Here is a 24,211-nt window from a genome sequence, read left to right on the forward strand (position 1 = left end):
GACACAACCGCGCGGGTGACGATCGCCCGCCGATCCCTGTTCAGGAGGTGCCGCAGATGCCGCAACGTATTGCCGTTATTGGTGCAGGTGTGCTGGGTTTAGCCGTCGCACAGTGCCTTTCCCGTCAGGGTGCGCAGGTCACCGTTTTCGACAAGGGCTGTCCCGGCGGCGGCACCAGCCAGATCAGTTACGCCTGGGTGAATGCCAACGGCAAGGATCCCGCCAGCTACCACGCACTCAATGCGCACGCGACAGAGGCGCACCGGCGCTGGCAGGCCAGCCATCCGGCCTCGCCCCGCTGGCTGCTGGAAACCGGCACGCTGGAGTGGGCGGCCGATCCCGCTATCCACCAGCAGCTGACCCGGCGTGCCGGGAAACTCACGGCGCTGGGTTATCCCTGTGAAACGCGCGACCGCGAGGCGCTGCTCAGCGCCCTGCCCGGTCTGCGGCTTGATCCCCGCGTTCAGCAGGCGTGGTTTTTTTCCTCGGAATGCCTGCTCTATCCCAGCCTCTACATCGCCTCTCTGCTGGCCGATCTGCACGCCAGCGGGGGGCGACTCATTTCTCAGAGTGAGGTCACCACGCTGGCGGAGTCGGACCGGGGTGTGCATCTGACGCTGGCCAGCGGTGAAGAGTGGCGCGGCGATCAGCTGGTTCTGGCAACCGGCCGCTGGGCACCTGAGCTGCTCAGCCAGTGCGGGGTTGAACTGGCGATGACCAATGCGAACCGTGCCGATCCGGTGGCTTGCAGTTTTCTGGCGCACACCCAGCCGCTGCCGATCCTGCTTAACTGCAATCTGATCACGCCGGAACTTAACGTGCGGCCAGACGGCGGAGGCCGCCTTATGCTGCAGGCGCTCGATCTGGATCAGCATGCCGATCCGGCCCGCCCGGTTTCGCCGGATGGGCTGATTGGCAAAGAGATGCTGCGACGGCTGCAGCGGCTGTTCAGGCACAGTGAGGGGGCAAAAATTGAGAAGATTGAAACCGGGCAGCGGTCGCGCCCGGCTGACGGATTACCCGCGCTGGGCTATCTCAGTGCATCGTCAAAGATCTATCTGATGGTCACCCACAGCGGCATGACCCTGGCCCCGCTGCTGGGCAGGCTGGTGGCGGAAGAGATGCTGAGCGGCACCGTCTCGCCGATGCTGAATGATTTTGCACCGCATCGGCTGCTGCGACCGCTCAGTGCGGGCATCAGGTGCGCACCCGCCTATCTTCCTGCGGCGCAGTAACCCTCAGCGGCGGTTCTTCCACACGGTCTGTACGTTACAGAATTCGTGCACACCAAAGTGTGACAGCTCACGACCGTAGCCGCTCTTCTTCACGCCCCCAATGGTGACACGCGGATCGGAGGCGCCGTTACCGTTCACAAACACGGCTCCGACTTCCAGTTGCAGTGCCAGCCAATCGGCTGTCTCTTCATTGCCGCTCCAGACAGTGGCGCTGAGGCCAAAATCACTGTCGTTGGCGATCTCCAGCGCATGCCGGGGATCCCGTGCAACGGCGATCGCGGCAACCGGGCCAAACAGTTCCTGACGAAACGCCGTCATGTTGCTGGTGACATCCGCAAGGATCGTCGGTGCATAGTAGTTACCCTGCCCCGCGATCTTTTCGCCGCCCATGACCAGACGCGCGCCTTCCGCCAGTGTGGCTTTGACCTGGCTGTCCAGTTCGTCACGCAGATCGGCGCGCGCCATCGGGCCGAGAAACGTCTTCTCGTCCAGCGGATCGCCCATGGTCAGTGCCTGAACTGCTGCCGTAAAGCGTTTTTCAAACTCGTCGGCAATCGGCGCTTCGACAATAAAGCGTTTGGCCGCCATGCAGACCTGCCCGGTATTCTGGAAGCGTCCGATCACGGCAGACTTAACGGCTTCATCGAGGTCGGCATCGCTCAGCACGATGAAAGGATCCGAACCGCCCAGCTCCAGCACGGTTTTCTTCAGGGCGGCACCCGCCTGCGCAGCGATTGCGGCACCTGCACGGACACTGCCGGTCACGGCAACCGCGGCGATCCGGTCATCTTTAATCGCGATGGACACGCCATCGTTATCGACGTTAATGAGATTAAAGCCGCCTGCGGGCAGATCGGTTGCTCTGAATAGCTCAGCCATCAGTGTGGCGCTTCCCATGACGTTAGGCGCATGTTTCAGCAGATAGGTGTTACCCGCCAGCAGCATGCTGACAGCGCCTCGCAGAACCTGCCACAGGGGGAAATTCCACGGCATGACCGCCAGGATGACCCCAATCGGACGGAATCGCTGCCACGCATCTGCAACCTGAGTCGGCTGATCCGCAAGCATTGCCGGGCCATGTTCAGCATACCAGTCGCATAAATTCGCACATTTCAGGACTTCAGCGCGGGCCTGGGCGATGGGTTTGCCCATCTCCAGCGTGATGGTGCGGGAGAGTTCCGGCTCCCGCTGGCGGAGCTGTTCACCCAGCTGGCGTAATACACGCACTCTGACTGCCATATCGCTGTGTTGCCATTCCGCATATGCCGCCGCACTTTCTGTCAGTGACTGCTCCAGCTCTGCGGCGGATTGCAAAGGCCAGCGCGTCAGAATTTCACCTGTCGCAGGGTTACGTGATAGGACATGTTCAGTCATGATGCCGTTTTCCTCATTCTGTCAGTGATGAAAAAACGATACGCGCTCTCAATGATGATGAAAAATGAATAATAGTGAGGAAGTTGTTTATTAAAAGTGAATCATTACAGGCAGGATCTGTTCAGTCAGACGATCAGGATCCCTGCGTTCTGCTGCTATCAGCCTCCAGGACAGACCGCTGAGGAGCGCCTGTTGCTGAGGTTTTCCACTTATACAGTGACCAGATCCTAAAAAACGATCCTTAACAGATCATAGAGAGATCCAAAGAGATCCCCGATCGTCGCAGGCCGCACACCCCAAGGGCTCAAAGGGTGATCGTGTTCACTATAATCAGTAAAGTGTTCACTGTAATCAGTACTTTATTCACTGTACCAGGTAGAATGTTCACTATAAACAGTGCTAATGTTCACTGTAGTCAGAAAACGATCCTTTTCATCCACAGAATGAAGATCTTAAAACCATGGCAGATAAAGATAAAGAAAACAAAGCGTTACTCGAACCTTTTCTGTCAGTGACCAAAAACAGCGGTGAAGTTATCCAGCTTCATCCCAACAAGAATAATACCGTTCAGCCGGTGGCATTAATGCGCCTGGGACTTTTTGTGCCGACGCTGAAATCGACGGCACGCGGCAAATCCGGTGCGATGGCCTCAACGGATGCCACTAAAGAGCTGAAGAACCTGACGCTGGTGAAAGCCGAGGGCTACGAAAAGATTACCATCACCGGCGCGCGGCTGGATATGGATAACGATTTCAAAACCTGGGCAGGGATCATCCAGTCTTTCTCGCGCTACCCGACCAAAGGCGACACGGTAACGCTGCCGTTTATCGACTTTGTGAAGATGTGTGGTATCCCCTCTGCCAATTCCTCTGCTGCGCTGCGTAAGCGTCTGGATGCCTCTCTGCGCCGTATAGCGACCAACACGCTCTCCTTTGAGGGCAATGGAAAGGCGTACCACACCCACCTTGTTCAGTCTGCCTACTACGATCGTGAAAAAGATATCGTGCGTATCCAGGCCGATCCCAAGCTGTTTGAACTCTACAACTTTGACCATAAGGTGCTGCTTCAGCTTCGCGCCATATCCCGCCTTAAGCGCAAAGAGTCTGCACAGGCGCTTTATACTTTTCTGGAGAGCCTGCCTACCAATCCGGCGCCCATTTCACTTGCGCGTCTGCGGATGCGACTGAATCTGGGTTCGAAAACCACTACACAGAACCATGTGGTGCGGCGAGCTATGGAGCAGCTTAAAGAGATTGGCTATCTGGATTACTCAGAAGTGAAACGCGGGCGCTCCGTCTTTTTCATCATCCACAGCCGCACGCCTAAGCTTGATGGCATCAGCAATCTTGAGAGCATTGATTCCCTGGATGAAATTGAGTTTGATGAGTGATCGCTGACGTTCACTGTAATCAGTATGACTCTGTTGCAGTGTCACCTCTTCTGTCACTGCTGATGTCAGCTTGTCTTCCACTGCATTCACTGTAATCAGCGCTTAACTGCCTGTTCACTGTAATCAGCACCATTCACTGTAATCAGTGCTCAGCACCCTGCATAAAGCTCTGTCAGTCAATTACTCACTTTCAATCCCACACCCTATAAGCTCCTGATAGTAAGTGTGTGCTTACATACTTTTTTGAGTCGGTTTATAACGGCCCCCTTACTGACTACAGTGAATGCGTTGAGGGTCGGCAGGATCGCGGTTTACTGAACACAGTGAACGTCACTGATTACAGTGAATGATGAGCCCTGCTCTGCCGTTAAGGCTGAGGAGAACGCAATGCGGCCTGAAGGAAGGCCTGTTGAGCGGGATGAAAGGCGTGACACTGTTACTGATTACAGTGAATGATGTCAGCAAACGGTCGCTATTCATCTTTCCTGGGGTTACCTGCTGATTACAGTGAACGTTAACCGCGGGCGCAATGCTGCGCATCCGCTCTTCATTTGCGGGTCAGATCGGCTGCCACTACTGATTGCAGTGAACGCTTACTGATTACAGTGAATGTCAGCAAACGGATTGCTGAATCAGCCATCCGGTTTACTGATTACAGTGAACGACAGATCATCACGCCTTATTACGCAGCTGCCAGATTAAGTCCGTGCAGCCAGAATAAGGCGTTGAGGTAAGCTTGCCAGCACATCCATGCCTGGAGCACTCCTGAGCATACCAGAATGTCCCTTTGGCCCACGCGCTCACGGCAAAGCTTCGTCGATTGATGTTCCCGGACCTGCTCCCGGGTCACGTCGCCGCTCAATCCACCTCTCTGCTGATTACAGTGAATCTTTGTGCAGCGGAGTGGTTTTCACTGACTATAGTCAACGTTTCACTGTTCTGCGGTCACTGACTACAGTGAATATTGAGTAATGCTCTCTTTTGCGACTGCGATCACGGTTAATTTTGACTGTTTTCTCTCCACCATCGCTGTTTTTTCCACCATCTGTGGCTCAACGCCGAAAAGTTTACTGATTACAGTGAACGTCTGGTCGTGAAGCGGTTCCTTTTCGCGCTAAGAAACTGCTGATTACAGTGAACGTCTGATGCTTTGCGTTACTGCCTGCTCCCTCAACATTTATGCTGAAATAGACAGAGTCATCCGATCCGGCACGTTTTGCCGACCGCCTTACTGATTACAGTGAACGTTCACTTTTTTCTGTTCGCTTTTCAATCATCTGCCTGTCCGGCTCCTCTCCCGCCTGGCGATCGCCATCTCCATGACTGATTACAGTGAACGTTTTGCTGATTACAGTGAATCTTCTCCGGCGGCTGTGTGGTCATTCTGGCAGTGAAGTAAAAATAATGTGATGAACCTCACCAGAATCGGTGCGGTTGCATATAATCAAAGTTTAGGTTGGCAAGATAAAATATTGCCTCATGTGCAGGATTTATGTATAAAGTCGTAAATCCTACATGTTTGGAGCAACGATGGCTAACGATGACAAGCAGGTGATGAAGGTTGCACAGCGTTCAGAACGCATGCTGCTGAGCCTCACCGAACAAATCCAGGCGCAGAAGCAGGAACTGCACGAAAACACCTATTATCAGGTCTATGCCAAAGCGGCACTGGCGAAGTTGCCTAAACTGACCCGGGCCAGTGTGGATTATGCTGTCAACGAGATGGAAGAGAGCGGTTATCAGTTCGATAAACGCGCAGCGGGATCTTCCGTCAAATACGCCATGTCGATTCAGAATATTATCGATATCTATCATCATCGTGGCGTGCCGAAGTACCGGGATCGCCATCATGAGGCCTATACGCTGTTTGTCGGCAATCTGAAAGGCGGGGTCTCTAAAACGGTTTCCACCGTTTCGCTGGCGCATGCGCTGCGTGCCCACCCTCACCTTTTGTATGAAGATCTGCGGATCCTGGTCATTGATCTCGATCCACAATCCTCTGCCACCATGTTTCTGAATCATGAGCGTTCAGTGGGGCTGGTAGAAGCGACCGCCGCGCAGGCGATGCTGCAGAATGTTTCGCGTGACGAGCTGATTAACGAATTTATCGTCCCGTCGATTATTCCGGGCGTGGATGTGCTGCCCGCTTCAATCGATGACGCCTTTATCGCTTCGCGCTGGGATGAGCTGTGCGCTGAACATCTGCCACAACAGAACATTCATGCCGTGCTCTACGAGAACGTCATTGCCAAACTGAAGAAAGATTATGACTTTATCTTTATCGACAGCGGGCCGCACCTGGATGCGTTTCTGAAAAATGCGATTGCGGCTTCCGATCTGCTGATGACGCCTGTTCCTCCCGCTCAGGTTGATTTCCACTCGACGCTGAAATACCTGACGCGCCTGCCGGAGCTGATTGCGATTATTGAAGATTCCGGCGCGACCTGTCGGCTGCAGGGTAACATCGGCTTTATGTCCAAGCTTTCCAACAAAGCCGATCACAAACTTTGCCATAGTCTGGCAAAAGAGATTTTTGGGGGCGACATGCTCGATGCCGCCCTTCCCCGCCTCGATGGCTTCGAACGCTGCGGGGAATCATTTGATACGGTCATCTCCGCCAATCCGTCGACCTACGTCGGCAGCAGCGAAGCGCTGAAAAATGCGCGCTCAGCCGCTGAGGATTTTGCAAAAGCCGTGTTCGATCGTATCGAATTTATTCGCCTGAACTGAGGTTTGTATGAGCGCAAAAAGAATTACGATTGGCAGAACCTTCAGCCAGACTCCCCTGGAAAATGAAGCGCCTGACAGCCAGCATAATCAGACTTTCGTACTGGCCACGGGCAAGCGCGCCCTGTTTCGCTTTGAACGTATTGCCGCTGCTGAGGTTGAGAGTAAAACGTTTGTCACGATGGAAACCAACGGACGCGATCAGGCTGGCCTGACGCCCGATTCACTGCGTGACATCATCCGCACGATTAAGCTGCAGCAGTTCTTTCCGGCCATTGGCGTGATGCGTGACGAGCGTATCGAGATCCTCGACGGCTCACGCCGCCGTGCGGCCGCGCTGCACTGCAAAACCGGCCTTGACGTGCTGGTCACGGATGCCGCCATTACTGCGGATGAAGCGCGCAGGCTGGCACAGGATATTCAGACGGCGCGTGAACATAATCTGCGTGAAGTGGGGATGCGCCTGCTGACGCTGAAAGAGGGCGGCCTGTCGCAGAAAGAGATTGCTGAGAATCAGGGACTCTCCCAGGCGAAAGTGACCCGTGCCCTGCAGGCGGCCAGCGTGCCAGCCGACCTGATCACACTTTTTCCGAATCATGCCGAGCTGACCTATCCTGACTACAAGGCACTGTTACAGGCCACGGACAAGTTAAGCGAATCCGGACAAAGCATCGACACGTTAATCAATGCTATTTCGCGGGAAATTGATGTTGTCCGTGCCCGCGAAGGCCTGGCTGAGGATGAGCTGAAGAATCACATCCTGCGTCTGATCCGTCAGGGCAGCCAGACGCTGGTGAAGGAGCCGGAGAAAGATAAAACTCAGGCGACAACGCTCTGGTCCTTCGCGGACAAAGATCGCTTCGCCCGTAAAAAGGTGCGTGGCCGGATGTTCAGTTATGAGTTTAATCGTCAGTCGAAAGAGCTGCAGGAAGAGCTGGATAAAGTGATCGCAGAGACGCTGAAGAAGTATCTGAACCGTTAACGGTCTCAGCCTGAAGAAACCGGTGCGCTGCGCCGGTTTTTTTTTGCCTGCTCATCACTGTTTCATCCGGGATGCAGCCAATTTCAGGCTGAAATCGCCACGCTTTATCACGGTGGTTAATGGCTAATTTATTGAAATTATTCTTCTTTTTTAATTATTACCAGCCTGAAATCGCCAGGCTTTTGTGAAATTTCAGTTGAGGTCAGATTCTGCTCCGTACCTTTGCGCAATTTATCACAGCCCATGATGAGTCTGCGTTATGAGATCGGCTGACAGGCTGCTGTGTCCTGAGCGCAGGCTGGCTCATCACGATATTGCAAGAGAAGAATTTCCGGCACTGGTTCATTTGTGACCAACCTTATTCCCCCCAGTGCTCTGAACACCTGACTGCCCCCGGATGCACACGCATCCCCTGATTAACCCGTTTACAGCGGAACCCTCCGCCAGCCTAAATTCATCATTAACCTTTTGTTTATATTGCAATTTACATAGAAATTTCAGGCTGAAATCGCCAGGAAAGCTGGCGGAAAGGTCCAGCCTGTTATCGGTCAGCCTGAAAAAGAACGTCGAAAAAGGGAGTGTGACAGGTTGACAGCTAACACCTGATTCCGGCACGAAAAAAGATACCCAGAAAATATCCCTCAGTTATCCACAGAAAAAGTGGATAACTTTTTCTGTGCAGTAAAATTATTTTTTCATGGACAGTGAAAGACGCTAATGCTGACTGAACACGACAACGACTTCTGGGGTAAAACTCTCTTCAGTGTTGACCCGCGCCGCGCTCATTCAGCGGCTGTGCAGCGTCACGGGATTAGCCTGAATCTCACAGGATGGTTGAAGCGCCTGCCAGACGCCTGCGATGGTCAGATAAGCGTGCTGTTTACAGTGAATCGGCACCGGCCGGTTCTTCAGGATCCTGCATCCGCCCGTCTGCCCCGTTTTCAGGGATTGTGGCGTGGCAAACAGAGTGAAAGGCGTGGTCCACTGCAATCAGTAAAACTGACGATATTCTGTGAAGCAGCCTGGCGGAAAACCGGGCCGGTGGCCCGGTTAAGTTCCCTTCAGCCTTCCAGCCAGGCGGTGATCTGCTTCACCACCGCCTCGGTTGAGAGGCCATAGCGGTCATGCAGCGTGGGTAACGCGCCAGCAGCCAGGAAGGCATCCGGCAGCGCAATCTGTCTGAAGCGTGGCGTCACGCCCTGCCGCATTAACAGCCCCGCAATCGCTTCGCCCAGGCCGCCAGTGACTGAATGGTTCTCAGCAGTGATCACCAGCTGATTGTGGTGCAGCGCCTCCCCGGCTTCACGCAGGATCGTCTCTTCATCCAGCGGCTTGATCACGGGCGAATGTACGACGCCAACCTCAATGCCCCGGCTCTCCAGCACCTCAGCCGCCTCCAGGGCGCGCATGGTCATCAGGCCACTGCTGATGATGACGGCATGTTTACCGCTGCGCAGACGCTGAGCCTTTCCGTGCTGATAGCGGTACGCATACTTATCCAGCACCAGCGGCACCTTGCCGCGCAGCAGCCGCAGATACACCGGACCCCGATGGTCGGCAATAGCCGGAACGACCTGACTGATTTCAAGCGCATCGCAGGGATCGATGATGGTCAGATTAGGCATTCCCCTGAAGATGGCGAGATCGTCGGTAGCCTGATGACTCGGCCCATAGCCGGTCGTCAGGCCGGGCAGCGCGCAGGCAATCCTGACATTCAGGTTCTCTTCGGCGATCGCCATGCAGATAAAGTCATAGGCGCGACGGGATGCAAACACGGCATAGGTGGTGACAAAGGGCATAAATCCTTCACGCGCCATGCCCGCCGCGGCGCTCATCAGTAACTGCTCCGCCATGCCCATCTGATAAAAGCGCGCAGGAAAGGCGTCTGCAAACAGATGCAGATCGGTGTATTTGCTCAGATCCGCCGTCAGGCCGACTATATCAGGACGCTGCTGCGCCAGCGAAACCAGAGCATGACCAAAGGGTGCAGACACCGTCGGCTGGCCTTCTGCGGCGATAGACGCAATCATGGCCGAGGTGGTTAGCCGTTTTTTCTGTGGTTGTAGGTTCATCTCAGACTCCCTGTTCCAGTGCGGTCAGTGCTTTGTCCCACTCATCGGCGTCGACGCGGATAAAGTGAGTCTTTTCACGGCTTTCCAGAAACGGCACGCCCTTGCCCATCCGGGTGTCGCAGATAATGACGCGCGGCTGCGGCCCCACCTGGTTACGTGCGGCGTCAAACGCGGCCTGCAGTGCAGGAATATCGTTGCCGTCGACCCGCTGAACAAACCAGCCAAACGCCTGCCAGCGCTCCACGATCGGCTCAAAAGCCAGAATCTCACTGCTGTGGCCGTCAGCCTGCTGATTATTGACATCGACGATGGCGATCAGGTTATCGAGCTGCCAGTGTGACGCGGACATCACGGCTTCCCAGGTTGAACCTTCATTCAGTTCGCCATCTGAAAGCAGGTTAAAGACCCGGGCCGTTGAGCCTTTCTGCTTCAGCCCCAGACAGGCGCCTACGGCAATGCCCAACCCGTGGCCCAGCGAGCCGCCGGTGATCTCCATGCCGGGGGTGTAAGCCGCCATGCCCGACATCGGCAACCGGCTCTCATCGGTGCCGTAGGTTTCCCGTTCCTCTTCGGGAATGACGCCTGCTTCCAGCAGAGCGGCATAGAGCGCGATTGCGTAGTGGCCGATCGAGAGATAAAAGCGGTCACGTCCTTCCCAATCAGGTTCACCGGGCCGGTAGTTCAGGGCATGAAAATAGCTGACCGCGAGGAGGTCGGCTGCGCCTAATGCCTGCCCGATATAGCCCTGGCCCTGCACCTGGCCCATCAGTAAGGCATGGCGACGGATGCGTGTGGCGCGTTGCTGTAAGGAGAGCGTGTCGGCTCTGTATTGAGGGTCTGTCATGTGGCCTCCTGATTAACGATTAACATCCGCCGCCCGGATGCGCAGCACGCAGAGCGCACCACCCAGCAGGACCGCAGCAATAAAATACATGCCGGATGAGGGGGTGCCGGTTGCCGTGGTGATGGCACCGATCAGCCACGGCGAGAAAAAGCCGGCGAGATTGGCGAAGCAGTTCACCGCGGCGATGCCCGCGGCCGCAGAGACGCCGCCCAGCAGATTGGTCGGCAGCATCCAGAACAGTGATGAGGCGGAAAGGATGCCTGCCGCAGCGAGACAGAGGCAGAGCAGGGAGAAAGCGGTGCTGTGACTCAGCAGCGTCGCCAGCGTCAGACCCGTCAGACCGGCCACCATCGGCACGATGAGATGCCAGCGGCGTTCACGGCAGCGGTCACCACTGCGACCGGCGAGCAGCATCACGACGATGGCACAGAGGTAGGGCAGACTGGTCAGCAGACCAATATGCAGCGGCTCGCTCACGCCTGAGTTTCTCACCAGCGTCGGCAACCAGAACGTCAGGGCATACTGACCCATCACGACACAGAAGTAGATAAGGGCCAGCAGCCACAGACGACGGTCGGCGACAAATGCCCGCAACGTGCCGTGGCAGGCCTTCTGCTGATTATCCTCATCCAGGTCGGCACGCACCCGGCGCTTCTCGTCGTCGTCCAGCCACTCCGCCTGCTCGACCCGATCCCTGAGCACCAGCAGCACCACACAGCCCATCACGATGGTCGGTATGGCTTCCAGCAAAAACATCCACTGCCAGCCCGCCCAGCCATGGAAGCCGGCAAAGGTGGCCATGATCCAGCCGGAGAGCGGGCCGCCCAGCATCCCGGAAAGCGGAATGGCCACAAACCAGAGTACCGTCATACGTGCGCGACGGTGCGCGGGAAACCAGTAGGTGAGGTAGAGCAGCAGGCCGGGCGCCAGACCAGCTTCCGCCACGCCCAGCAGAAAGCGCAGCAGGTAGAACTGCCAGGCGGTCTCCACAAAGGCGAAGAGCGCCGAGATGAGGCCCCAGCTAATCATGATGCGGGCAATCCAGCGGCGCGCGCCGACCCGGTGCAGGATCAGGTTGCTGGGTACCTCAAAGAAGAAGTAGCCGATAAAAAAGATGCCGGCACCCAGCCCGTAAACCGTTTCGCTCAGCGACAGATCGTCCATCATCTGCAGCTTCGCAAAACCCACATTGACGCGGTCAAGATAGGCACAGAGATAACAGAGCATCAGCCAGGGCATCAGCCGCCAGGCAATTTTACGATAGGTGATATCGCGCGCAGCCGCGGCTGCGCTCAGATTAAGCGTGGTCATGATGTTCACTCCCGAAGGGCGCCCGCCGGACGGGCGGGCAGGGAAGGGCGTTGCTTAGTGGATCAGCATGCCGCCATTTACATCCAGCGTGATGCCGGTGAGATAGCCGGAGAGATCGCTGGCAAGAAACAGCGCCGCGCTGGCGACGTCGCTGGCCGTGCCCAGGCGGCCGAGCGGTATGCTGTCGATGATGGCGTGACGACGCTCATCCTGAAGCAATCCGCCCGTAATGTCTGTCTGGATAAGACCGGGCGTCAGGGCGTTGATGCGGATCTGGTCCGGACCAAACTCGCGCGCCATCGCTTTAGTCAGGCCGAGTACGCCCGCTTTCGCTGCGCTGTAGTGCGGGCCACCGAAAATTCCGCCGCCGCGCTGAGCCGATACCGACGAGAGACAGATGATGCTGCCGCTTTGCTGCTGCTGCATGGTCGGGATCACCGCCTGGGACATCAGCAGCGTGCCGCGCAGATTGACGTCGAGGATCCGGTTGTAGTCACTCAGGCCAATCTCCAGCGTCTTCACCGGCTGCGTGATGCCGGCGTTGTTGACCAGTACATCAATGCGCCCGTAATGCGCAAGGATCTGGTCGACGGCCCGGCGGATGGAGAGGGGATCGGTCACATCGGTCGCCAGGCCGAGATGTCCTTCGCCGCACGACAGGGCGCTGGCCTGCGCGGCCTCGGGATCTAAATCGAGCACCACGACGCGCGCGCCATGCTGAGCAAAACAGGCCGCCGTTGCCCGGCCAATACCGCGCTGAGAGGCGGCGCCGGTGATAATCGCAACTTTATTTTCAAGTAACATGGTCCACTCCAGAAGAATAATTATTAGTGGTTCGGTATCGCTACCGGCAGGGTCACGATCAGAATTGATAACGCGGCGAAAATTGGCAATGCAAAAAAATTCATTTGATGCTGAATGAATTTGTTGGTTTGATGCAGTTAACAGTTCTGCAACAGAGAAACGGGCACCTGTCACAAAATCGCGGCGCGGAGAGGCGGATGGAAAAGCAGTCTGATCACTTACCTTCAATTAAAGCGCTGCGGGTGTTTGAGCAGGTTGCCCATTTCGGTAATGTGGCGCGCGCGGCGGAGACACTCAGTATTACCCCTTCGGCGGCCAGCCATCAGCTGGCTAAACTGGAGCGGGAACTGGGCTGTATTCTGTTCAATCGCTCTGCCAGAGGGGTCACGCTGACGCTCTCGGGTGAGCATTATCTGCGGGAGATCGGTCCGATCCTGCTGGGGCTGGCGCAGGCGACGGCACGCATCAGTAATGAGAACGCCCGCAGCAATCTGCGGATACACTGCGCGCCCAGCTTCGGGCTGCTCTGGCTGTTGCCGCGCATCCATAAGTTCCGGGAGAGCTATCCGGAGTTTCAGCTTACCCTTTCCTGCTCGTATGAAAATCTTTCCTTCAGCCGGGATAATATCGATCTGGCGATACGGCACGGCTTCCCGGACTGGAAGGCGTTTGAAATCAAAACGATCCGCCACGAGCGCATGTCGGTTCTGGCGTCACCGGCCTATCTGGCACAGCATCCGGTTCAGCAGGCGGCCGATCTGCGTCATCATGCGCTGATCTTATCGGAGTCGCCGCTGATACAGTGGCCGCAGTGGTTTGCTTCCCGGCAGCTGCCCCAGCCGGATAAAGAGTGGCTGTTTCGCTTTGATCGTTCCTATATGAGCCTTGAAGCGGCCATGCTGGGCCACGGGCTGATTTTTGAGAGTGAATTGCTGGCGGAAGCGTATCTGCGCAGCGGGAAACTTGTCAGGGTATTCTCTGAACAGGAGAGCCTGCCCGTCAGCGCGCATCATCTGGTCTTTCCGCGCGGATTTGCCCGGTTTCCTCGCGTGGCTCATTTTCTTAACTGGATCCAGGATGAGCTGAAAGGGATGCCCTGAAATAACTTTCTTTCAGTCACTGTTTCGCCGGTTTATTTCTTCTTTTCCCTCTCCCGCTTATTAACGGCGTATTGCTCATGCCAGTTTAAAAATAGCGTCTACACTTCCTTACCCAATCGGTAAATATGTTTCATTTCTATTCCGTATGAAATTTAACCATGCGGATGTTTAACTTATTAATGGCAGGAATATTATGAGTGCAAATACACCAGATTCTGGTGATGCAGGCGATCACGCGCCTGCGGATACGGTACGCCAGCGTATTTTTTTAGTGGTGCTGGTAGCGACGATGGGGGCGCTGGCCTTTGGTTATGACACCGGGATCATTTCGGGCGCACTGCCCTATATGACCTCACCGCCGGATAAGGGCGGGCTGGGACTGAACGCCTTTACGGAAGGACTCGTCGCCTCTTCGCTGGTGTTCGGCGCCGCCATTGGCTCCTTCCTGAGTGGTTTCTTCTCTGACCGTTTTGGCCGCCGTATTACGCTGCGCAGCCTGGCGGTGATCTTTGTGCTGGGTTCACTGGGTACGGCGCTGGCACCTTCGGTCAATGTGATGGTGGCGATGCGCTTCCTGCTGGGTATCGCGGTGGGCGGTGGCTCGTCAACCGTGCCGGTGTTTATCGCTGAAATTGCCGGGCCGCGATTGCGCGCGCCGCTGGTCAGCCGCAACGAACTGATGATCGTCACCGGCCAGCTGGTGGCTTATGTCGCCAGTACGCTGCTGAGCTATCTGCTGCACGATGAGCACCTGTGGCGTTACATGCTGGCGATTGCGATGGTGCCGGGCCTGCTGCTGTTTATCGGCACCTTCTTCGTACCGGCGTCGCCGCACTGGCTGGTGGCGGAAGGACGTCTGCGCGAGGCGAAAAAAATCCTGAAGTATCTGCGTGAAACGCCACGCGAAGTCCGTCATGAGATGGCACAGATGAAGAAGCAGGCCAGGGCAGCCGAGCGCGGCCCGGATGCGAAAACACTGATCCGCGAGAAATGGGTGATTCGTCTGATGATCATCGGTGTCGGTCTTGGCTTTGTCGCGCAGTTTACCGGGGTCAACGGCTTCATGTACTACACGCCGATTATCCTGAAGTCCACCGGAATGGGCACCAGCGCCTCGATCGCCGCCACCATCGGCAACGGCGTGGTCTCCGTGCTGGCGACCTTTGTCGGCATCTGGGCCATCAGCCGCTTCCCGCGCCGCACGATGCTGATTACCGGTCTGTGTCTGGTGATCACCGCGCAGATCCTGCTGGGCGGCGTGCTGACCTTTATGAGTTCCAGCCTGATGCAGAGCTATCTGGCTCTGGCCTGTATTCTGCTGTTCCTGTTCTGCATGCAGATGTGTATTTCACCGGTCTACTGGCTGATGATGTCGGAGCTGTTCCCGATGCAGCTGCGCGGTGTGCTGACCGGCGGGGCCGTTTCGCTGCAGTGGATATTTAACGCCGTAGTCGCCTTTGGTTTCCCACCGGTCATGGAATATGCCGGCAGCACGACCTTCTTTCTCTTCGCCGCCATCAATGCAGGTTCACTGATCTTTGTATTGACGATGGTCCCTGAAACGCGGGGCAAGAGTCTGGAAGAGATCGAGACACACATGAAAGAGAAGTTTGGTGAAAAGCCGAAAGAGGCTGAAGCCGTCTGACCCATCACCGGATTCAGCCCGACGCTGAATCCGGTTTTTTTTATCCGCTTTCTGCGACGTGCCTGTCTTCGTTCTCGCCTCATGCAAACCGTCAGCGTTCACTGTAAAGGGCAGATGAGAGCGGGTGCAACGCTGGCGATTTCAGCCTGAAATCGCCAGAACCGGGCAGTGAAATTCTGGCCGGTTATCGCCGGAAACGCCCGTGAGCCGGGCATATCATCCGCTACAGACTGATCGTCATCCGTTTTCTTTCGCCAAAAGCCTGCTGGCAGAAACAGGCCACTGTCTATGGGTGACAGACGTGACGGCATCACATCCTGGTGACCTCGTCCGATGAAGGTTACAGAGCATTCAGCGTCGCCATCACCTCATCCGACAACGCCAGATTGCCGCTGGCCAGATTCTCCCGCAGATGTTCAGGGGAGGAGGTGCCGGGGATGAGCAGGATATTGGGTGAACGGCGCAGCAGCCACGCCAGCGCGACCTGCATCGGTGTCGCATTCAGAGAGGCAGCAACCTCATTCAGCTTCGCCAGCTTCAGCGGCGCAAAGCCGCCCAGTGGGAAAAAGGGCACCCAGGCAATGCCCTGCTGAGCCAGGCTGTCCACCAGCTCATCATCCTGACGGTGCGCGAGGTTATACATATTCTGCACGCAGACAATCGGTGTCAGCGCCTGAGCTTCAGCGATCTGGGTGGCGGTCACGTTACTCAGGCCAATGTGACGGATGAGCCCACGATCCTTTAAGGCCATCAGCGCTTCCAGTTGCGGGGCAAGCGAACCTTCCTTCGGTCTGGCCGGATGCAGCATACTGCGCAGATTCACTACCTCAATCACGTCCAGCCCCAGATGACGCAGATTATCTTCCACGGCCTGGGTCAGCGCCTCCGGTTCCATCGCCGCATGCCAGCCGCCTTTGGCGTCACGGCGGGCACCGACTTTAGTCACAATGCACAGATCCTGCGGATAGGGATAGAGGCTCTTTTTGATTAACAGATTGGTTTCGTGCGGGCCGTAAAAATCGCTGGTGTCGATATGATTGACGCCTGCTTCAATCGCGTCGCGCAAAACCTGCATGGCACGGGCTTCATCTTTCACCGGCCCGAACACGCCCGGCCCGGCGAGCTGCATTGCGCCAAAACCGATACGGTTTACGTTACGATCGCCTAACTGGTAAGTCATGGTGTTGTCTGACATGAGAACCTCCTGCATGGGTGTAGATCAAGTGTAATGGTGATTCAGCAGGGCAACTATCGGGTGTTGACAGGCGCGAGAAATAAAGCGGCGTTCTTTGAGGAAAGAGTGTGCGGAAGAGGGCGGCATTCAGCCTGCGGACCGATCCAGGATGACCGCGCAGGCGTTCGCCGATGTGCTGAAACCTGCGCTAGCGGTACCAGCTGAATCCCTGCGGTACCCGGGAAAAACCGGCGTGGCGCAGCGCATTAAACAGGGGTGAGTGCGACACCGGTTGACCCGCCACCGTTTCCAGCGTAAAGCTCGCAGGTTTTTCACGTTTCAGCGACGCACCCAGCGCGGCAACCGCGGCTTCCAGCCGTGTGACATCGTCACTGAACGTCAGTAACTCTTTGCCACCCGGCGTCAGGTAGAGCATCAGGGCACCGTCCGCGATGACCACCCGCGCGCCCTGACGGCGGACAGGCCGGGTTGCGCTGGCGTGTGACGGCCAGCTGAGCATCGCGCCAAACGGATTCGCCGGATCAGAGGCCGCCAGCACGACCGCCTCCGCCGCGGCCCCGGAGTCTTCTGCCAGCTGCCGCAGCCGCTCAATGGTCCGATGATCGGCAAACTGCGCGCCGCCTGCGCCGTCAACAAACCGGCCCCGTAGCAGCCGCCCGGCATCTTCCATGCCGCGCAATACCGGTTGCAGGGCCGGAAAGCCGCCGGGGATCTGTTCTGAAACCACACAGCCGCGCGTGATGACCCCATAGCGGTCCAGCAGGTTCTCCGCCAGCGACAGGGCCAGCCGGGCAGGCGCAACCGCCTGCCGCGCTATCCGCGACCAGCGCCCGGGCAGCGTGCTGACCATCGGACGGCGTGCGGGCAACGCGCCTGGCGTAAAGCGATGACCGAATCGGGTGCGCAGGGTCCGCGCCGGACGTGAACGTGTCACGCCAGGCGCACTCAGACGGCTGCGCACGGCAATCCAGCTATCCGCGGTGATGCAGCCCTGCCACACCAGTTGCCACAGCGCGTCATTGATATCCGCCGTTTCCGGTGCACTCGCTTCCATTTTCGCCGTCAGCTCATGAACAAGCCATGCGCCTCCCTGGCTTAGTGCGTCGTAAAGAGCCTGCTGAAGCGGGGAGAGAGCTGGCGTGGTCTCCTGCACCGGCAGCGTTTCTGCCGCAAAGTCAGAGAGGTGAAATGAGATCAGGCCATCATTCTGGCCCAGGGCTTTATGCCCGCACCAGATCACCTCGCCACTGGCTAACAGCGCGTCGAGCATTGCAGGCTGATAGTCGCGGATCCGGGCCCGCAGGATCTGTGATTCCCACAATGAAGCCGGAAGCGGCACGCCAGCGAGCTGTTCAATTACCCGCAGCAGCCCGCTGGCACCCTGACTTTCTTCCCGCTGCAGATCATCTAAACCGTGCCGCTCCAGCAGCAGGCGAACCCAGGCGGAAGGGGGCACCGGCTCGGTCGCCTCGCGAGCTGATTGCAGTGAACGTAAGCGCAGACGTCTGAAGTTCTCCGCAGTGACCCACTCTGTTTCTGACGCGCCTGCGACTGCACCGATGTTCATCAGGCTGCCCTGGGATTGCAGGGCGTGCAGCCGCCCGTTTACTACGGCGGTGCCCAGCCCGAAATGCCCGGCGAGCTGTCGGGTAGTAAACAGCGCATGCGTGCGGGCGTAGCGGCTGATCAGATCGCTCAGCGGATCGGCCATTGATGCCAGGAAGGTGGCGGGCAGATCATCCGGCAGCGTGCAGGCCAGCGCATCGCGCAGGCGGCCTGCATCTTCGATCACCGCCCAGCGCGATTCGCCAGCGACAGTGACCGGAATAATCCGCCGGGCAGCCGCGAACTGCGTGATGGCCGGGGAGATCGCTTCAGGATTGCCGGCAAAGCGGGCCGCGATGGCCGCCACGGAGAGCGGGCCGAGGTCGCGCAGCAGATCGACAATGCCCTCGGCGTGCGAAACCTGATAGCGGGGATCAAGGCGTTGCAGAAGCTGCTCAGTCTGCTTCACGGCCTCCGCGTTGAGCAGATCGCGTTCCGGTATCTGGCCGAGCAGCTCACCCAGCAGGCTGCTGTCGAGCGTCAGCAGGGAGGCCTGCCGTTCCGCCTGCGGAGCATCGCTGGCGTAGATAAATTCCGAGACGTAGCCGAATAAAAGCGGCGCGGCGAAAGGAGAGGGCCGGGCGGTCGTCACCTCAACCACGCTGACGCGATCCTCCGCCACCTGTTTCATCAGCGCATGCAGGGCAGGCAGGTCATAGACATCCTGCAGACATTCGCGGGCGGTTTCGATCATGATGGGGAAATCATCATACTGCTGTGCGACGGCCAGCAGCTGACCGGCACGCAGTCGCTGCTGCCAGAGCGGCGAACGCTTACCCGGATTGCGCCTCGGCAGCAGCAGTGCCCGTGCGGCGCACTCCCGGAAACGGGCGGCAAACAGCGCCGACTGGCCGACGCTTTCCGCTACGAACCGGAAGAGTGTATCCGCGTCGAAGAGAAACAGGTCAGCGCCAGGCAAATCGCCTTCACTGGCGGGAAAATGGGCGACGATGCCATCATCGCTGGCAGCAACGGAGGCATCAATGCCCAGGCGTTGCCGGATGCGTGCGCCGATTGCCAGCGCCCAGGGCGCATTGACCCGTTTTCCCCACGGCGAATGCAGGATCAGCCGCCAGTCGCCAATTTCGTCCCGGCAGCGTTCAATCAGCAGCGTCTGGTCATCCGGCACGACGCCGGTGGCAGCACGCTGTTCAGCCACCAGCGCCAGCAGATTACTGACGGCATGATGATTCAGTCCCAGCGCACTGAGCCGGGCTGCATCATCCTCTGACGCGTCGCGGTTCAGCTGACGCAGAAACCTGCCGAGGCGGGCACCTGAATCGGCGCTGCGGCCCACCCCTTCTCCGCGCCAGAACGGCAGGCGGGCGGGACGACCCGGCGCTGGCACCACCACAACCTGGTCATGGGTGATCTGCTGGATGCGCCACGATGTCGCGCCCAGAGTCACGATGTCGTTGATCCGTGACTCATAGACCATCTCCTCATCCAGCTCGCCCACGCGCCTGGAGCCCGCCTGCTCCTCGCCTTCCGGCAGGATCACGCTGAACGTGCCCCGATCGGGAATGGTGCCGCCGCTGGTCACGGCAAGTTTCTGCGCGCCGGGGCGTGCTGTCAGCAGGCCATTCTCCCGATCCCACACCAGCTGCGGCCTGAGCTGAGCAAAGGCATCTGAGGGAAATTTTCCAGCCAGCATATCCAGCGTCGCGTCAAACAGCCGGCGAGGCAGCGCGCGGAACGGGTCGGCCCGGCGCACCCGTTCAAACCAGCTGTCGGCGTGCAGACTCTCCATGGCAACCGCCGCCAGCGTCTGCTGCGCCAGAATATCGAGCGGGTTATGCGGCGGGGTCAGCGCCTCCAGCTGCCCGGTCTGCATCAGTTCGAGTGTGACGGCGGTATCCAGCAGATCGCGCCGGGTGCGGGGAAACAGGATCCCGGTCGATACGCCGCCGACCTGATGCCCGGCCCTTCCTGCCCGTTGCAGCGCGCTGGCGACCGACAGCGGCGCGCCAACCTGGATCACCAGATCCACCGGACCCATATCGATGCCCAGCTCCAGGCTCGACGTCGCCACCACGCAACGCACGCTGCCCTCTTTGAGCGCGGCTTCAATATGACTTCGCTGCTCTTTCGACACGGAACCGTGATGCGAGCGGGCGATAAGGTTGTCGTCCCTGTTGTTATCACTCTCCCGATCGCCAGCCGGACGGCATCCGGCAAGATAGCGTGCGTTAAGACGCGCCGTCAGTTTTTCCGCCAGTCCCCGCGAATTGACAAAGACGAGCGTGGCGCGATGCGCCATCACCTGCTGCAGAATACGCGCCTCAATGTGTGGCCAGATCGAACCGCCGACAGCAGGGGATTCAGTCGTGGGATCTTCACCCTCGGCGATGTCGGTCATATCGGCGACCGGCACCTCGATCGTCAGATGCAGCGTGCGTGTGGCGGCCGGATTGACAACCTGGACGGGCTGACAGCCGCCCAGAAAGGCCGCAACGCGTTCGACCGGCTGCACGGTGGCCGAGAGCCCGATGCGCTGAGCGGGCTGTGGCAGCAGCGCATCCAGCCGCTCCAGGCTCAGCGCCAGCTGGGACCCCCGTTTCGACCCCGCGACCGCATGTACCTCATCAACGATCACCGTCGTCACTCCCTGCAGTGTGGTGCGGGCTTTCGATGTCAGCATCAGAAACAGCGATTCCGGAGTAGTAATGAGGATATCGGGCGGATACCGCAGCAGCCGGGCGCGCTCTGCGCCGGAGGTATCTCCGGAACGCATGCCGACATTCAGGGTGATGGCGGGCGCGTTCAGTGCCTCACGGCGGGCGCTGACCCCGGCCAGTGGCAGCGTCAGGTTACGCTGCACGTCAGCCGCCAGCGCCTTCACAGGCGAAATATAGAGAATGCGGGTGGTGTTTTCACGCGCGGGTGCGGGATCGTCCGTTCTGGCTCTGAACAGGGTGTCGATGGCGGTAAGAAAGGCCGCCAGCGTTTTCCCGGAGCCGGTGGGGGCGATTACCAGCGCATGCTCGCCACGGGCGATGGCTTCCCAGGCCGCCAGCTGAACCGGCGTCGGGGCCGAAAAGGCGGCAGAGAACCATTGCCGCGTGGCGGCTGAGAAACGGGCTAAGATCGCCTCTGACCGGGCTGCTGACATCATACTCATGGGATTGTGCGTCCACTGCGCCTGAAATTAATCCGTTGAGTGTAAGTGAAAATGCCGCTTCAGGGGGATGCAACGGCTATAGGGTGCGTGGCGCGATGTCAGGAACCGGGTATGTCCGCGAATGCACGCCCTCTGACGGCCAGCAGCGACATCAGCGCCAGCACAATCAGCGTCATGCCGTAATACCAGGCGGTCTGGTTCAGCCCGATATGGGGAGCAGCGATGCCAGCGGCAATCGCGGGCAGGGCAAAGGCGAGGTAACTTTTCACTAAAAAGGCCGCAAACAGACCGGCGCGCTCGTGACCTTCCGCCAGCGGCAAAATGATTTTCAGCACGCTGGAGAAAATTGATCCGAATCCCTGGCCCGCAATCGCCGTGCCGACATAGAGCCAGGCCACGCTGTGCAGAGAGAGGCCGGTCAGGGTGACCGTGACGCCGGTTATCAGCATCAGCGTCCCGATAACCAGTGCGCGTGCAGGGGGAAGCCGACGGAAGAGTAACACCGCAGCCGTTGCGCTCAGCATCAGCGTGGCGACAACCGATCCGCCGATAAGCGGTGAGGTCAGCCCGGTGGCACTGGCGACCATGCCTGGCATGAGAGAAAGGTAGAAGCCGCCCAGCATCCAGGTGGCGATATTCACCGGCGTCACTTTCAGCAGAGGGCCCAGCGCGCGGCGCGGAATGGTGACCTGAGGACGCAGGGCGGCCAGAACGCCAGGCTGAGGCGTGATGGTTTCTGGTATCAGAAGTAAGAGCGCCATGGCCGCCAGCATCATCAGCAGCAAGAGCGCGTAGAGCGTGACGGTAGGAAAAGGGGCAAAGCTCACCAGAAATCCGCCTGCCAGCGTGCCCAGGGTCATTCCCAGGAATGCCGTAAAGGAGTTCAGCAGCGGCCCGCGGGTTTTGCTGGCGTCGATCAGGCTGGCTCCAAAGGTTGGCAGGGCGATGCCGGTCGCAAACCCCTGCACCAGCCGGGCAGTAATCAGCGTTGCCGCCGAGCTGGCCAGCATGAAAATCACCAGCGCAAGCGCATTGAGCGCCAGGGCCAGCAGCATCAGCGGTCGCCGCCCCGTGAAGTCCGACACTTTTCCTGCCGTCAGCAGCGCGGCCAGCAGGGCAAAAGCGTAGGCGCCAAAGACCAGCGTCAGCATGAGCGGCGACAGGTGGAACAGCGTACGATAGAGCGGATAAAGCGGCGTGGGGGCGCTGCTGGTCGCTGAAATCAGTACTGCACTGGTAAAGCTGAAAAGTGTGGTGCGGGTGGCGGCTGCAGGCGTCAGGACAGGGTTCATAACGATCACCTTAATGCAAAATATTAGCTTTAAGGTATACGGCGAACGGTGCCTTAATGCAATATCTTTGCTTTAACAAATCCTGCTGCGGGAAGGAAGAGGGAAAGGAACGCTGAAACCGGCCGAGGTTTTTATGAAAGAGCCTTACTCAGGCTGTGAGTGAAGTCATAAGGTCGATTTCTGCACGCCAGAATAACCAGGAGTTTCATGTTCCTGTGTGCTCATCGGGTTGTTAAGCAGAGGGAACCTGGCGAAGATTTCTGAAACCAACAGGAGGCGGGAAAATGAAAATAGACGAGATCGACCATATTCATCTGTACGTTGAAAACATTGAGCTTGCCGAGCGGTGGTACCAGACCATCCTGGGCTTTTCTCGCGACGACTCCCTCCTGTTCTGGTTCGGGCAGGGCGGCCCGCTGGTGATTCGTAATCACGGGGCATCCCTTTCCCTTTTTCTCCGGCGATCGCAGCATCCGGGTCATACGGTGGCTTTCAGGGTCGCAGCCCGGTCATTCAGCGAACTGATTCCGGTCCTGAAGCAACATAATATTCCCTTCAGCGTCAGTGACCATGACGTCTCCATGTCCGTTTATTTCAGCGATCTCAGTGATAACAAAATTGAAGTCACCTCTTACGAGTATCCTGATGCAAAGCAACGGCTTGAGAACCTCGTGTAACGCCCGGTTTTGGTCATCGGTGCCGCTCTGGCTGGCCATGCACGGCTTAACGCTGGCGGCGAGATCATCAGACCAGAACGGCACTCAATACAGTGAATTCTTCAGCCTTTCCGGCAGCGCTTTGTCGTAGGCATCCCCGTCGATCTCTGCAATCTGTTTCAGAATCGAACCGGTGCTCGGCAGGGCCTGGCGGGAAATCTGCGTGTCGGCATCCCATAATCCTGCGCGGATAATGGCGCGGCTGCACTGAAAGAAGACGCTCTCCACACTGATGCGCAGTACAGTTCCGGGCTGATGATGGTTGACGGCAAACCGCTTCAGCAACGCCGGATCGGTGCTGATCGCCGCCGTGCCGTTCACCCGCAGCGTCTCGCCAATGCCGGGGATAAGAAACAGCAGCGCAACCCGGTTGTCATGCAGAATGTTGCGCAGGCTGTCGATACGGTTATTTCCGCGTCTGTCGGGCAGCAGCAGCGTTTTTTCATCCTGGATCTCAACAAATCCGGCCGGATCGCCGCGCGGGGAGACATCCAGTCCCTCCGGCCCCGAGGTCGCCAGCGCCACAAAAGGTGAGGCTTCGATAAACGGACGATAGGCGGGGTGAATGTAAGCGGTGACCTTTGCAATAGAAGGGCGGGCGACACTGCCATAAAGACTCTCGAGTTCCGCCAGTTCAGTGATGATGTTGCTCTGTTCAGCCATTCATATCCTCTCTGCTGAATAATCCACGCTTCAGGACGCCAGCGATGACAGACGAAAAAACCGGCGTCCGGCTTTAACAGAACATTAACACCAATGGCATCGCCGCCGGAACTGTGGCACTGTGGTTTGTGATCT

Annotated in this window: 16 protein-coding genes; 7 read left to right on the forward strand and 9 right to left on the reverse strand. The window is 58.0% G+C overall.

Translation table 11 applies throughout. The features are described 5' to 3' along the window. Positions 1 to 56: 56 nt before the first annotated feature. Entirely contained in the window at positions 57 to 1,235 is a 1,179-nt protein-coding gene (locus ACNY69_RS14140; RefSeq protein ID WP_293772568.1) for an NAD(P)/FAD-dependent oxidoreductase, read from the forward strand. Between the two features lie 3 nt (positions 1,236 to 1,238). Here the strand turns inward: ACNY69_RS14140 and ACNY69_RS14145 are convergent, their stop codons facing one another. Beyond that, complete coding sequence (locus ACNY69_RS14145; RefSeq protein WP_418798885.1) at positions 1,239 to 2,609, reverse strand: aldehyde dehydrogenase family protein; 1,371 nt, start codon at positions 2,607 to 2,609, stop codon at positions 1,239 to 1,241. A gap of 460 nt (positions 2,610 to 3,069) precedes the next feature. On the opposite strand from ACNY69_RS14145, the gene ACNY69_RS14150 reads away from it, so the two are divergent. The 3 genes from ACNY69_RS14150 (at position 3,070) to ACNY69_RS14160 (ending at position 7,708) form a co-directional block, all read left to right on the forward strand. Beyond that, the gene (locus ACNY69_RS14150; protein WP_111138929.1) at positions 3,070 to 3,999 is read left to right on the forward strand and encodes a RepB family plasmid replication initiator protein; all 930 of its coding nucleotides are present in this window, start codon (positions 3,070 to 3,072) and stop codon (positions 3,997 to 3,999) included. Positions 4,000 to 5,529: 1,530 nt separating this feature from the next. Further along, positions 5,530 to 6,729 carry an AAA family ATPase gene (locus ACNY69_RS14155; protein WP_111138969.1) on the forward strand — a complete coding sequence of 400 codons (1,200 nt, stop codon included), beginning with the start codon at positions 5,530 to 5,532 and terminating at the stop codon, positions 6,727 to 6,729. 7 nt (positions 6,730 to 6,736) lie between these two features. Next, positions 6,737 to 7,708 (forward strand): ParB family protein, encoded by a 972-nt coding sequence (locus ACNY69_RS14160; protein ID WP_418798887.1) that lies wholly within the window; start codon positions 6,737 to 6,739, stop codon positions 7,706 to 7,708. Between the two features lie 1,061 nt (positions 7,709 to 8,769). Here the strand turns inward: ACNY69_RS14160 and ACNY69_RS14165 are convergent. Genes ACNY69_RS14165 through ACNY69_RS14180 form a run of 4 tightly spaced genes read right to left on the reverse strand, consistent with a single transcriptional unit; the run spans position 8,770 to position 12,739 of the window. Next, complete coding sequence (locus ACNY69_RS14165) at positions 8,770 to 9,780, reverse strand: transketolase family protein (protein WP_128087004.1); 1,011 nt, start codon at positions 9,778 to 9,780, stop codon at positions 8,770 to 8,772. Position 9,781: 1 nt separating this feature from the next. After that, on the reverse strand, positions 9,782 to 10,624 hold the full coding sequence (locus ACNY69_RS14170) for a transketolase (protein WP_418798890.1): 843 nt from the start codon (positions 10,622 to 10,624) through the stop codon (positions 9,782 to 9,784). 12 nt (positions 10,625 to 10,636) lie between these two features. Next, on the reverse strand, positions 10,637 to 11,935 hold the full coding sequence (locus ACNY69_RS14175; RefSeq protein WP_128087003.1) for an MFS transporter: 1,299 nt from the start codon (positions 11,933 to 11,935) through the stop codon (positions 10,637 to 10,639). 54 nt (positions 11,936 to 11,989) lie between these two features. Further along, complete coding sequence (locus ACNY69_RS14180) at positions 11,990 to 12,739, reverse strand: SDR family NAD(P)-dependent oxidoreductase (RefSeq protein ID WP_418798893.1); 750 nt, start codon at positions 12,737 to 12,739, stop codon at positions 11,990 to 11,992. 197 nt (positions 12,740 to 12,936) lie between these two features. On the opposite strand from ACNY69_RS14180, the gene ACNY69_RS14185 reads away from it, so the two are divergent. Further along, entirely contained in the window at positions 12,937 to 13,839 is a 903-nt protein-coding gene (locus tag ACNY69_RS14185) for a LysR substrate-binding domain-containing protein (protein WP_111138923.1), read from the forward strand. 193 nt (positions 13,840 to 14,032) lie between these two features. Continuing rightward, entirely contained in the window at positions 14,033 to 15,484 is a 1,452-nt protein-coding gene (locus ACNY69_RS14190) for a sugar porter family MFS transporter (protein WP_418798896.1), read from the forward strand. A gap of 340 nt (positions 15,485 to 15,824) precedes the next feature. On the opposite strand, the gene ACNY69_RS14195 is transcribed toward ACNY69_RS14190, so the two are convergent. From ACNY69_RS14195 to ACNY69_RS14205, 3 genes are all read right to left on the reverse strand, one after another. After that, positions 15,825 to 16,679 (reverse strand): oxidoreductase, encoded by an 855-nt coding sequence (locus tag ACNY69_RS14195; RefSeq protein WP_111138920.1) that lies wholly within the window; start codon positions 16,677 to 16,679, stop codon positions 15,825 to 15,827. 187 nt (positions 16,680 to 16,866) lie between these two features. Then, a complete protein-coding gene (locus ACNY69_RS14200) occupies positions 16,867 to 21,399 on the reverse strand; it encodes an ATP-dependent helicase (protein WP_418799003.1) in 4,533 nt (1,510 codons plus the stop codon). Between the two features lie 104 nt (positions 21,400 to 21,503). Beyond that, positions 21,504 to 22,697, reverse strand: a complete 1,194-nt coding sequence (locus ACNY69_RS14205; RefSeq protein ID WP_418798899.1) for an MFS transporter — start codon at positions 22,695 to 22,697, stop codon at positions 21,504 to 21,506. Between the two features lie 284 nt (positions 22,698 to 22,981). Between ACNY69_RS14205 and ACNY69_RS14210 the strand changes: the two genes are divergently transcribed. Next, a complete protein-coding gene (locus tag ACNY69_RS14210) occupies positions 22,982 to 23,374 on the forward strand; it encodes a VOC family protein (RefSeq protein ID WP_293772584.1) in 393 nt (130 codons plus the stop codon). An 84-nt stretch (positions 23,375 to 23,458) separates the two neighbouring features. Here ACNY69_RS14210 and ACNY69_RS14215 read toward each other — a convergent pair whose 3' ends face one another. Then, on the reverse strand, positions 23,459 to 24,076 hold the full coding sequence (locus ACNY69_RS14215) for a pyridoxamine 5'-phosphate oxidase family protein (protein ID WP_111138917.1): 618 nt from the start codon (positions 24,074 to 24,076) through the stop codon (positions 23,459 to 23,461). Between the last annotated feature and the right edge of the window lie 135 nt (positions 24,077 to 24,211).

The organism is Pantoea graminicola (assembly GCF_048452665.1).
Classification (GTDB): Bacteria; Pseudomonadota; Gammaproteobacteria; order Enterobacterales; family Enterobacteriaceae; genus Pantoea.